Source organism: Streptomyces sp. NPDC021096, from assembly GCF_040641275.1.
GTDB lineage: Bacteria > Actinomycetota > Actinomycetes > Streptomycetales > Streptomycetaceae > Streptomyces.
In genome coordinates, this window is record NZ_JBFADG010000004.1 from 25166 (window position 1) to 37444 (window position 12279).

The following is a 12279-nucleotide window of genomic DNA, read 5'->3' on the forward strand; positions in this document are numbered from 1 at the left end:
GCGACAGGGCGACCACAGTGGGCGAGGATCTGGCATGACAGAGGCGGTACTGCTCGTCGGAGGCAAGGGCACGCGGCTCCAGCCGCTCACCATCCATACGCCCAAACCGATGGTTCCGGCCGCCGGAGTGCCCTTCCTCGCGCACCAGCTGGCCCGCGCCAGAGCCGCCGGCGTCCAGCATGTCGTCCTGGCCACCTCCTACCTCGCCGAGGTCTTCGAGCCCTACTTCGGCGACGGCTCCGCCCACGGGATCCGGCTCACCTACGTCCACGAGGACGAGCCCCTCGGCACGGGCGGGGCGATCCGTCACGCCGCCGCGGCCCTGACCGCCCGGCCGGGTGAGCCGGTGCTCGTCTTCAACGGCGACATCCTCACCGGCCTCGACATCCGGGACCTGCTCCTGCGCCACGAACGGGCGCAGGCCGACGTCACCCTGCACCTGACGCGCGTCGCCGACCCGCGCGCCTTCGGCCTCGTCCCCACCGACGCCGACGGCCGCGTCCTGGCCTTCACCGAGAAGCCGCGCCGGCCCGAGGAGATCGTCACCGACCAGATCAACGCCGGCTGCTACGTCTTCCGCCGCGAGATCATCGACACCATCCCCACCGGCCGGCCCGTCTCCGTCGAGCGGGAGACCTTCCCCGCCCTGCTGGCCGGCCGCGCGCTGCTGCACGGCGTGGTCGACTCCTCGTACTGGCTGGACCTGGGCCGCCCCGCCTCCTTCGTCCAGGCCTCCGCCGACCTCGTCCGCGGCATCGTCCGCTCGCCGGCCGTCCCCGGGGAGCCCGGCGAGTACCTCGTGCTGCCCGGCGCCCACGTCGAGAGCGGGGCCAGGCTGACCGGCGGCACGGTCGTCGGCGCCGGAGCGCACGTCGCGGCGGACGCCGAGATCGAGGGGTCGGTCGTGCTGGACGGCGCCCGCGTCGAGGCGGGGGCGCGGGTACGGGCCTCCATGGTCGGCACCGGCGCCCGGGTGGGTCCCCGGACCGTGCTCGACGGCGCGGTGATCGGCGACCACTCCGAGATCGGCGCGGACAACGAACTGCGCGAGGGCGCGCGCATCTGGTGCGGCACCGCCATCCCCGACGCCGCCATCCGCTTCTCCGCCGTGTGACCCGCCACCCCCATTTTTTCAACAGCCGTTTTGAACAGCCGTTTGAACTCTCCCCCCACACGTTCCCTCACAAGGACCAGCCCATGAGTTCTCCGCGCACCCCCGCCGCCCCGCCACCCCTGCCCGCCGAGTGGGCCCGCACGCCGCTGACGGTCGTGATGCCCACGTACAACGAGGCACAGAACCTGCCCACCATGACCGAGGCCCTCATGGCCCTTCCCTTGGAAGGACTGCGGCTGCTGGTCGTCGACGACAACAGCCCGGACGGCACCGGCACCGTCGCCGAGCAGCTCGCCGACAAGTACAACGAGGCCGAACGGCGCGACGAGACCGGCCGCGTCCGCATGGGCGTCCTGCACCGCACCGCCAAGGACGGACTCGGCCGCGCCTACGCCGCCGGCATGGAACGGGCCGTCGCCGAAGGCGCCGCCTACGTGCTGCAGATGGACGCCGACGGCAGCCACCCCGCCGACAAGATCGCCGAGATGCTCGGCGTCGCCCTGGCCACCGGCGCGGACGTCGTCGTCGGCAGCCGCTACGTCCCCGGCGGCACGCTCTCCGACGCCTGGAAGACCCACCGCAAGCTGCTCTCCCGCTGGGCCAACGCCTACGCCAGCGGCATCCTCGGCACCCGCGTGCGCGACATCACCAGCGGCTTCAACCTGTGGAGCGCGAACGCGCTGCGCGCCATCGAGCTCGCCGGCGTCGACAGCGCCGGCTACAGCTTCCAGGTCGAGACCAAATACCGCGCCCTGCGGGCCGGTTTCACCGTCATGGAAGTGCCGATCCACTTCGAGGACCGCACCGCCGGCGAGTCCAAGATGAACCTGGCCGTCCAGCTCGAATCCGTGGCCATGCCCTGGCGGCTGCGCTCCAAGACCCTCCGCGCGGCGGCCGGCACCGGCAAGCACACCCGCTGACCGGTGAAGGCGGCCATGGCCTTCAGGGCGCACCTCCCGCGGCGGACCGCCGCCGTCGCGGTCCTGCTGCTGGCCGTCCTGCTGCTGCTCATGGTGGTCCGGCTGCCCTGGTCCGGCGACCTGGGGATGCACGGCGCGGTGCTGGAGCGGCTGCGCAGCGACCTGTTCCACCCGGGCAACCCCCTGGTGGACGCCGACACCGCCAGCGCCTACTACTCGCCGTGGACGGTCGCGCTGGGCCTGGTCGCGACGGTGAGCGGCTGGGGCACCTTCGGGGTGCTGCGACTGGCGGGCCTCGCCGGGCTCGTCCTGCTCGGCACGGGCATCGCCGCCTTCGTCCGCACGTTCACCCGCCGGCGGGCGGCCGTCCCGCTCGCGCTGCTGTGCGTCCTGCTGCTGTACGGAGTGCGCGTCTTCGCCTGGAGCGGGTTGCCCGGGCTGAGCTCGCTGTGCCTGACCCTGGCCTATCCGAGCACCTTCGCCCTGGGCCTCGCCTTCCACCTGTGGGCGCTGCTGCGCCAGGGGCTGCGGGAGCGGTGGGGGGTGCCGGGGTTCCTGGCGCTGGGGGCGCTGCTGGCGGTGGTGCTGCTGAGCCATCAGTTCACGGGTGCCGTCGCGGTGCTGGGCGTGGCGGCGCTGCTGCTCGGGGCGCGGCCCCGGCCGGACCGCGAGCTGTGGCTACGGGTGGGGGCGGGGGGCCTGCCGGCGGCGGCGCTGCTGCCGTGCTGGCCGTACTACCCCGTCCTCGCCCTGCTGGGCGGGGGCGGGCTGGACGCCGTCCACCAGCCCCTCTACAGCGATCTGCTGCCGAGGTTCTGCCTGGTGGCGGCGGTGGGCGTGCCGGCGCTGGCCGTGCGCTGGCGGCGCGACCACCGCGATCCGCTCGCCCTGTTCTTCGCGCTCGGGGCCGTGGTCTTCGCCGTCGGCTGGCTGAGCGGGCACTACGCCTGGGGGCGCGTCCTGCCGGCGCTGCTGCTGCCCGCCCAGCTCGCCGTCGCCCTCGAGGTCGCCGGGGCCGGGAGCGGCGGGCCGCGCCGCCTGCTGCCGGCGGTGACGGCGGCGGCCCTGCTGGCGGGGGCGTGGACGCAGGCCGGGGTGCTGGGCTACGTCCTGCGCAAGGACGCCGTTCCGCCCGTGCTGCGCGAGGCGCCCACCATCGGGCTGTGGCCGGGCTTCGGCTGGGCGGCGGCGCGCGTGCCCAAGGGGGCCACCGTGATGACGAACGACTACTACGCCCTGCGCTCACTGCCCGCCTACGGCCCCTACACGGTCGCCCCCGCCTACCCCGATCTGTTCCTTCCCGACGAGAGGCGGCGCCGGGACGCGACGCGTCGCTACTTCGCCCCTGTCACTTCCCGGGCCGAACGGCTCGGCATCCTCAAGGAGTACGGCGTGCGATGGGTGCTGCAGAAGAGAGGCGGCGCGGGGCTGGCGCCGGACGACCCCGCGCTCAGGAGGGCGGCCCGGGGGCCGGGCCGGCTCGACCTGCTGGAGGTCGTGCGACCGTGACCGCAGCTGTAGACCCGGTGCCCCGTGCCGGCTTCCCCGACGTCGCCGGATGGCTGCGCGGCCGCGCCCCGCGGCCGGTGCTGACCGCGGCGGTGCTGCTGTTCGTGCTCAGTTCGATCCGGGCGTACGCCAAGGACCGCACGGGAATCGACAACGCGGTCGTGGTGCGGGCGGCCCGCGCGCTGCTGGAGGGCGGTTCGCCGTACGCGGACAAGCGGTTCCTGTACCTGCCGGGGGCGGTGTTCGCGGCCGTGCCGCAGACGGTGTTCTCCGGACGGGTGCTGTTCTACGCCGTTCCCGTGGTCACCGGTGTGCTGGTGGCGGCGGGCGCGGTGCTGGCGCTGCGGATCTTCGACGTCCGGGCGGACAGCCGGTTGGCGGCGGCGGTGGCGGTCGGGATCGCGCTCTTCCTGCCGTTCCACAGCCTGGTCATCCTGGGCAACTGGACGGCGGCCTCCGCGGTCGCCTTCCCGGCGGCGCTGCTGCTGGCGCGGCGCGGGCGGTGGTCCGCGGCGGGGGCGGTGGTGGGGGCGGCGATCGCCCTGAAGCCGATGCTGGTCCCGCTGCTGCTGCTGTTCGTCCTCGCCCGGCGGTGGCGGGCGCTGGGGTGGGCGGTGGCCCTGCCGGCCGGCATCTCTCTGGCGGCGGCGTCGGCCATGCCCCGGCCGGGGCTGTTCTTCACCCGGACGCTGCCGTTCCTGCTGCATGGCCAGGACGCCTACGCCCGCCCGTACGACGCCTCGTGGCCGTCCGTCCTGCCCCGGCTGGGCGTGCCGCACCTGCTGGCGTTCGCGATGGCGGCGCTGGTGGGGGTGGCGGTGCTGGCGTTCGCGCGGATGCGGTGGCGCGGCGGGGGCGAGGAGGGGCTGCGGCTGGTGGAATGCGCGTCGCTGCTGATGCTGGCGGCGTTCGTGGTCTCGCGCCCGTCGTTCCTGAACTATGCGCTGGTCGTGGTCCCTTCGCTGGCCGCCTCGGTGGTGGAGCGGGGCGCGGCGGTGCGGTCGGTGTGGTTCTGGATGCCGCTGGTGCCCCAGCTGGCGGGGGTGCCGTGGCCGGGGCTGGACACCGCGCAACGGCACGCGTTCCGGGACGTCGTGATGTTCGGGGGGCTGGCCGCGGTGCTGGCGCTGACGGCCTGGCGGGGGCGGTGGGGGCCGTGGGGGAGGGACGGGGTTGTCACTGTCAGTGATGATGGTTACTCTCTGTGTAGTGATCGCGCGTCCCACGTGGACCCGAAATGAGGTGAGGCATGTCCGCCGCTACCGCTGCTGACGCCGCCGTCGCCGACGCCCGCACGGACGTCGACGTCAGCGTCGTCGTGATCGTCTACAACGACGCCGAGCGCCTGCCGCGTGCCGTCCGCTCGGTCCTCGGCCAGTCGCTGCGCCGCCTTGAAGTGATCATCGTCGACGACTGCTCGACCGACGCGACCCCCGGTGCCGCCCGGGAGCTGGCCGCCGCCGACCCCCGCGTGCGCTGCCTTCGGCTGCCGGCCAACAGCGGCGGCTGCGGCGCGCCGCGCAACGCCGGCATCGACGCCGCCCGCGCCCCGTACGTGATGTTCCTCGACAGCGACGACGAACTGCCCTACCACTCCTGCAAGTCACTGCTGCTGGCCGCCGAGGAGAGCGGCGCCGACTTCGTCACCGGCGAGGTCACCCGGCTCTTCGAGGAGAGCGGCACGACCGGCCTGTGGTACCCGGAGCTCTTCCGGGACGCCCGCCTCGTCCACGGCATCCGCACCGCACCCGAGTACTTCCTGGACCACCTCTCCACCAACAAGCTCTACCGCGCCGACTTCATCGCCCGCCACCGCCTGCGCTTCCCCGAGGACGTGCACTACGAGGACCAGCTCTTCAGCGCCCGGGCCCTCACCCTCGCGCGCACCTTCGCCGTCGTCCCATGGCCCGTCTACACCTGGCGGCTCGCCGGCGACCCGGCCGCCGGCCCCTCCATCTCCTCCAGCCGCCACAAGATCCAGAACGTGGCGGACCGCGTCACCGTGGCCCGGCTCGTCGACGCCTTCCTCCAGGAGAGCGGCAACGCCGACCTCCGGCCGGCGAAGGACGCCAAGTTCCTCGGCCACGACCTCCGCCTCCACCTCGGCGACCTGCCCTTCCGCGACCCCGCCTGGACCGAGGCGTTCGCCGCCGCGGTCACCCCCTACCTCGACGGCATCGCTACGGAGGCCTTCACCGCGGTGCCGCGCGAACAACAGATCTGCCAGTACCTGCTGCGCGCGGGCCGCCTCGACGAGGCCGCCGAGTGCGCCCGCACCCTGGACCGGCCCCTGCTCGCCCCCCGCCACGCCGTGCGGGACGCCACCGGACGGACCTACTGGGGGAGCACCCTCCCCGAGGACGAACGGGCCGCCGCCGCACTGGACATCAGCGCATGGCGGCTGGACGACCAGCCCTTCGCCACCGTCCCCCTGCGGCACGAGGTGACGCGGCTCGACCCGGCGGGGCCGATCCTGCGCGTCTCGCTGCGCACATACGACCCCGCGCGCCTGCTCGGCGGCACCGTGCCCGTCTCCGCGGAACTGCGCGTCGCCACCACCGCCCAGCCGCTGACCGTGCCGTTCCGCTACGCCCCCGCCCAGGACGGCCCGGCCGGACGGGTGCACACGGCCGAGGTCGAACTGGACCTGCGCCGGGTGCCCATCGGCCCCAAGGGGTTCCGGGGACGGCGCCACCCGCTGATCCTGCTGAACCGGCTGGGGCTCACCCGCGGAGACCCGCTGCTGGCCCCCGCCGCACTGCCCGCCCTGCGGGCGCGGACCGGCCTGCACACCGTGCGCGTCGCCTGCGAGGGACACGGTGTGGGGCGGCTCGAACTCACCTGGGAGCGTGCGGGCGTCCTCGGGCGCGCCGAGACCGTCGCCCCCGGCCTGAAGCCCGTACGCCGCCGCCTGAACCGATTGACCCGCCGCGTCACCGGGCCCCGGGCCAAGGCCCTGACCTACCACGAGCTGCAGAAGCTCCCCATCGACGACACTCTGGTCGTCTTCGAGGCCCTGGAGGGCCGCGGCTACGCCGACAGCCCCCGCTACATCCACGAGGAACTGCAACGCCGCCGGCTCCCCCTGCGCGCCGTCTGGTCGTACTCCGGCAGCCGCTCCTCCTACCCCGAGGGCGTCGAACTCGTCCGACGCGGCAGCTGGGAGTACGTCCGCACCGTCGCCCGGGCCCGCTACTGGATCGACTCGCACGGCTTCCCGGTGCTCTTCACCAAGCGACCGGGCACGCGCTATCTGCAGACCTGGCACGGCCAGGCGCTCAAGCACATGGGCTTCGACACCCCCGAACTGCGGCTCGCCGGCCCCGAACGGCAGCGTCTGCACCACGAGATGGTCGCCCGCTGGGACGCCCTCATCGCCCCCAGCGAGGAGTTTGAGCGAACCTTCGTGCGCGCCAACGCCTACGCCGGCGAGCTGCTGCGCACCGGCCTGCCCCGCAACGACGTCCTCGTCCGGTGGAACGACCCCGAACAGCGCGACCGCGCGACCGCGGTCCGCGAACGGCTGCAGATCCCCGACGGACGCAAGGTCCTGCTCTACGCCCCCACCTTCCGCGACGGCGCGCGCGGCAGCGGCGAGTCCTTCCGGGTGGACCTGGCGGAGCTGGTGCGGGCCACGGGCAAGGAATGGACGATCGTGGTCCGGCCGCACTACTACGAGCGGTTCACCGTCCCGCGCGAGCTGGGCCACGCGCTGCGCGACGGCCGGGAGTTCACCGACCTCAACGACCTGATGCTCGCCTCGGACGCGCTGCTCACGGACTACTCGTCGGTGATGTTCGACTACGCCAACCTCGGCCGCCCCATCCTGCTCTACACCGACGACTACGACGACTACCGCTCCGTCTCGCGCGGAACGTACTACGACCTGGCCGACATCGCGCCCGGACCACTGCTCGCCACGACGGGCGAACTGGCCGCCGCGCTCAGGGACCCGGCGGAGCTGAGCGAGCGGTGGGCCGAGCCCTACGCGCGCTTCCAGACGAGGTTCAACCCCTATGAGAGCGGACGGTCGAGCAAAGCCGTGGTCGACCTGTTCTTCGAGGGGAGCGACCGGTGAAGCGACGGCATCTGTTCCTGGTCGGCATCGACGTCGACTCCATGGGCGGCTCCCAGCGCGTGCTGCACACCCTCGCCCAGGGCTTCGCCGAGCGCGGCCACCACACCGAGCTGATCGGCATCCGGCCCAGCCCGGAGCCCCACACCTACCGCACCGACCCGGCGTACCGGCGCACCACGCTCTACGACACCCCCGCCCCGCCCGCCTGGCAGGCCGCCTCCCTGGCCGAGCGGCTGAGTCCGGCCCGGCTGCGCCGGGCGCGCGGCGAGCGGGCGGCCCGCGGCCGCGCCCGCGGCCGGCTGGTCCGGAGGTTCGCGGCGGTGCCCGAGGGCGCCGAGGGCCTGGTGATCGTCGGCTCGCCCTGGGCGGCGGTGTGGCTGGACTCCGTCGAGTGGCCGCCGCACCTCAGGGCGATCGGCCAGTACCACGAGTCGTTCCTGCAGGCCCTCCACTCCGTCAACCTCCGGCTGATCCTGCGGTACTACCCGGCGCTGGAGAAGGCGGTGTTCCTCAGCGAGCAGGACGCGGCGGAGTTCCGCCGCAGACGGCTGCCGAACGTCGCCGTCATGCCCAACCCCCTGCCCTTCACCCCCCTCGAGGCCGCGCCCCTGCGGACCCGGCGGGTCGGCGCGGTCGGGCGGCTCGACCCGGTCAAACGCCTGGACCGGCTCGTCGACGCCTTCGCCGCCGCCTGCCCCGACCACCCCGGCTGGGAGCTGCACTTCCTGGGCGAGGGCCCCCTCGAGCAGGAGCTGCGGGACCGGGCGGCACGCCTGGGCATCGGCGACCGGGTCCGCTTCCGCGGCGGCGTCCGCGACATGGCCGCCGCCTACCGGGACCTGTCGCTGGTGGCCCTCACCAGCGAGCGCGAGGGGCGCCCGATGGCCCTCGCGGAGGCCTCGGCCTGCGGAGTGCCCTGTGTGAGCTTCGACCTGTCGGGCGGAGTGCGCGAACTGGTCGAGCACGGCCGCACGGGCACCCTCGTGCCGCACGGCGACACGGCGGCGTTCGGGGCCGCGCTGGCGGAGCTGATGGCCGACGACGAGCTGCGCGGCCGCTACGGACGGGCGGCGCGGGAGCACGTCGCACCGCTGGCCCTGCCGGCGGTGCTGGACCGGTGGGAGGCGCTGTTCGAGGAGGTGGACCGCTGATGGCGCGGGCGACAGGCCGGCCGGTTCGGGCCATCACACGGCTCGTCCGGTGCGTGTGGAGCGCGGTCCGGGGCGGAGCCCCGGCCGGGGGAAGGGGCGGGTCAGGGGAGAAGCCCGCGCCCCAGCCGGCGCAGCCTCCGCAGTGCGATGCCCAGCGCGCACCGCACCCCGGGCGCCAGCCGCAGCGCGAGCGACCCGCTCCCGGTCGCGCAGGGCCGCACCAGCAGCACGCCGTAGCGCGCACTGGGCAGGACGGCCGGCCGCAGGCCGGTGGCGCCGTCGGCGGGCACCGCCCGTACGGCCGTGTGCAGCGTGCCCCCGTGCGCGCACCGGATCCGCACGCGCACGTCCCACGCCTGCGGAGCGCGGCGGCGGCCGCCGAGCGCGGCCAGCGTGCCGAGGCCGAAGCCGACGCCCGCGGTCCAGGCGGCGCCGTCCGCGGCCAGCGGCACGGCGCGCTCCACGGCCGTGCCCTCGTCCCGCAGCCGCAGTTCGACGTCGACGGTGTGCGGCCGGGCCGCCGCCAGGCGGCCGTAGAGGTCGTGGACGCGCAGGTACAGCTCGGCGCGGGGGCCGCGCCCCGTGCGCAGCGTCGCGTCGACGGTGACCGGCAGCCGGCGGGCCGGCTTCGCGCCGGGCCCGGTGAGACCGTCGAGCGGCACCTGGGGCAGGTCGCGTGCCCAGACGGGCCCGCCCGCCGCCTCGGCGTACGGCGGCAGGAGCCGGGCGGGCCGGGCGGCGAGCTGGGCCAGGCGGTCCAGGTCGCGCGGGACGGCGGAGGCCAGGACGACCCGGGCGATCCAGCGGGCCGGGGCGCGGGCGGCGCACAGGTCGGCCTCGTCGTAGGCGGCCAGAGCGGCCCGGGCCACGCGCCACCAGGCGCGCCGGTGGGCGGGGCCGTGGCCGGGCAGTTCACGGACGTACATGCGCAGGTCGTGGTCGAGGAACTTCACGCGCGCCGCGTGGGCGAGCGGCTTGCTGCCCGCGTCGAGGAAGACCTCCACGCCGCGCTGGTGGGCGAGGACGCGGGCCTGCCAGTTGGCGACCCGGCCGCGGTCGAGGGAGATCGACGGCCTGGCGGCGTCCCGTCGCACGTGCCAGATGTAGACGGGGTCCGGGACGGTCGCCACGCGCGGCCCGGCCGCGAGGACCTGGGCGGTGAAGACGAAGTCCTCATAGGGGAAGGCGCCTTCGGGGAAGGCGATGCCGTGCCCCGTCAGGAAGGCGCGCGCGTAGAGCTTGTTGACGCACAGGGTGTCGTGCAGCAGCGCGGGGTGCGCCTCGGGGGAGGCGTGGACGGCGGGGTGCCGGTAGAGGGCGTGCTGCCAGGGGGTGTCGCGGCGCCGGGGGAGTTCACGGCGTACGCACAGGCCCGCCGCGACGGGGACGTCATGCCGCAGCGCGGCCCGCAGGAGCGCGGTCGCCGCGCCTTGGGGGAGCACGTCGTCGCTGTCCAGGAACATCACATACGGGGCGGTGGCGGCCCGTACGCCGTCGTTGCGGGGGGTGCCGCAGCCGCCGCTGTTGACGGTGCGGTGGATGACGCGCAGGCGCGGTTCCCGCTCGGCCAGCCGGTCGAGGACCGTGCCGGTGCGGTCCGTGGAGGCGTCGTTCACGGCGATGACCTCGGCGACGACGGGGCCCTGTTCGAGGGCGGAGCGGACGGCATGCCCGATGTGCGCGGCGTCGTCATAGCCGATGACGACCACGCTGACCTGCGCGGCGGCAGAGGTTCCGCTCCCGTTCACTGTCACAGAACTCAGCTGTACCCAATAAGTACGACAAACCAGATCATTCTTCACCCGTGCGGGGGCGGCGGGGTGGGGATCGGGGAGGGGAAGGGGCGGGGATGGGCCGGGCATCACAGGCACTACAGGCACTACAGGCACTACAGGCACTACAGGCGTCACAGGCGCCACCGGCACTACAGACATCACAGGCGTCACAGGCGTCACTGCGAACGTCCGCCGGGCGTGCGGCGGCCGTGCTGGTATCCGCCGTGCCCGCCTGCGTCATGCTGGTGCTGGGCCTATGGGGGCTGGACCGGGGCACGATGTGGCGGGACGAGGGGGCCACCTTCCAGGTGGCGCGCCGCTCCCTGCCGGAGATCGGGCATCTGCTCGGCAGCATCGACGCCGTGCACGGCCTGTACTACGTCCTGATGCACCCCGTCCTGGCCCTGCGGGCCGACGAGACGGTGCTGCGGCTGCCGTCCGTCGCGGCGGCGGCCGCCACCGCGGCCCTGGTCGCCGCGATCGGCAGCCGGCTGGCCCGGCCGCGCGTCGGCCTGTGGGCCGGGCTGCTGTACGCGGTGACCCCCTTCGTCAGCCACTACGCCCAGGAGGGCCGCTCGTACGCCCTGGTCGCGGCGGGCGCCGCGCTGGCCACCTGGCTGCTGATACGGGCAGCCGAGGACGGCGCGCCCCGCGGCCGCTGGGCGGCCTACGGGGCGGTGGTCGCGGTGACGGCGCTGCTGCACGAGTTCGCGGTCCTGCTGCTCGCCGCGCACGCCGTGACGCTGGCCGTCTCCCGGGTGCCGTGGCGCACCCTGCGCCGCTGGGGGTGCGCGGCGGCCGCGGTGGGCGCGGTGCTCGCACCGCTGGTGGTGGTCTCCCGGCGCCAGAGCGAGCAGGTCTCGTGGATCCGCACGCCCGGGTACGAGCAGCTCAAGGCGCTCCTCTACGCCTTCGCGGGCCCCGGCGAGGCCGTGCTGACCGTCACCGTGGCCCTGGCGGCCGTCGCCCTGCTCGCGCCGCTGCCCCGCACCGGGCCGCTGCGGCTGAACGCGGTCGCCCTGCCGCTGGCCCTCGTCCCGCCGCTCCTGCTCTACCTCGCCTCCCAGCGGCAGCCGCTCTTCCTCGACCGCTATCTGCTGTTCAGCCTGGCGGGCGTGCCGCTGCTCGCCGCGGCCGGAGCCGAGCGGCTCCTGGGGCCGTTGCCGTGGCGGCGGGTGGTGACGGCCGCCGGAGCCGGCGCGGTCGCGACGGCCTTCGTCGCGCAGCTGCCCTTCCACGAACGGGAACGGCTGCCGGCCTCCCGGGGGGACGAACTCGCCCGGGTCGCCGCGGTCGTCGGGCGGGCGGCGCGGCCGGGCGACGCGGTGCTGTTCCTGCCGCTGCACGAGCGCCGTACAGCCCTGGCGTATCCGCGGGAGTTCGGCGGGCTGCGCGATCTCACGCTCCGGCGGTCGCCGGCCGCGTCGGGCACGCTCTTCGGGGAGGAGGTGGGGGCGGGGGAGCTGGAGAGCCGTCTGCGGGGGCTGCCCGCGCGGCAGCGGGTGTGGGTGGTGGCGGACGCGACCACGGTCGGGACGGGGTGGTTCCGGGCGCAGCGGGGCGAGGTGGCGAAGGTGCGGGTGCTGGAGGCGCTGTACCGGGAGGAGTCGGCCGTGTACGTGCGGGGTGGGGCGGTGTCGTCGTACATACGGCGCTGAAGGCGCCGGACGGGGCTGTGTGGTGTCCTCAAGCGCCGGACGGGCTCGAGGACAAGCCTGTCCGGCGATTGAGG

8 protein-coding genes are annotated in these 12279 nt (G+C 74.7%); 7 read left to right on the forward strand and 1 reads right to left on the reverse strand.

The annotated features are described in order from the left end of the window. The first annotated feature begins 34 nt into the window (after positions 1–34). The 6 genes from AB0G59_RS08640 (at position 35) to AB0G59_RS08665 (ending at position 8772) form a co-directional block, all read left to right on the forward strand. On the forward strand, positions 35–1114 hold the full coding sequence (locus AB0G59_RS08640) for an NDP-sugar synthase (protein ID WP_360909398.1): 1080 nt from the start codon (positions 35–37) through the stop codon (positions 1112–1114). An 83-nt stretch (positions 1115–1197) separates the two neighbouring features. Next, the gene (locus AB0G59_RS08645) at positions 1198–2034 is read left to right on the forward strand and encodes a polyprenol monophosphomannose synthase (protein WP_360909400.1); all 837 of its coding nucleotides are present in this window, start codon (positions 1198–1200) and stop codon (positions 2032–2034) included. 15 nt (positions 2035–2049) lie between these two features. Next, positions 2050–3543 carry a hypothetical protein gene (locus tag AB0G59_RS08650; RefSeq protein WP_360909402.1) on the forward strand — a complete coding sequence of 498 codons (1494 nt, stop codon included), beginning with the start codon at positions 2050–2052 and terminating at the stop codon, positions 3541–3543. After that, positions 3540–4784: a glycosyltransferase family 87 protein gene (locus AB0G59_RS08655; RefSeq protein WP_360909404.1), complete on the forward strand. Its 1245-nt coding sequence runs from the start codon at positions 3540–3542 to the stop codon at positions 4782–4784. The genes AB0G59_RS08650 and AB0G59_RS08655 overlap by 4 nt, the downstream gene beginning before the upstream one ends. Positions 4785–4792: 8 nt before the next feature. Further along, positions 4793–7621 carry a bifunctional glycosyltransferase family 2 protein/CDP-glycerol:glycerophosphate glycerophosphotransferase gene (locus AB0G59_RS08660; RefSeq protein ID WP_360909406.1) on the forward strand — a complete coding sequence of 943 codons (2829 nt, stop codon included), beginning with the start codon at positions 4793–4795 and terminating at the stop codon, positions 7619–7621. Further along, a complete protein-coding gene (locus AB0G59_RS08665) occupies positions 7618–8772 on the forward strand; it encodes a glycosyltransferase (RefSeq protein ID WP_360909408.1) in 1155 nt (384 codons plus the stop codon). The genes AB0G59_RS08660 and AB0G59_RS08665 overlap by 4 nt, the downstream gene beginning before the upstream one ends. A 101-nt stretch (positions 8773–8873) precedes the next feature. On the opposite strand, the gene AB0G59_RS08670 is transcribed toward AB0G59_RS08665, so the two are convergent. Continuing rightward, complete coding sequence (locus AB0G59_RS08670) at positions 8874–10526, reverse strand: glycosyltransferase family 2 protein (RefSeq protein ID WP_360909410.1); 1653 nt, start codon at positions 10524–10526, stop codon at positions 8874–8876. 230 nt (positions 10527–10756) lie between these two features. On the opposite strand from AB0G59_RS08670, the gene AB0G59_RS08675 reads away from it, so the two are divergent. Next, on the forward strand, positions 10757–12205 hold the full coding sequence (locus AB0G59_RS08675; protein WP_360909412.1) for a glycosyltransferase family 39 protein: 1449 nt from the start codon (positions 10757–10759) through the stop codon (positions 12203–12205). Positions 12206–12279 lie beyond the last annotated feature (74 nt).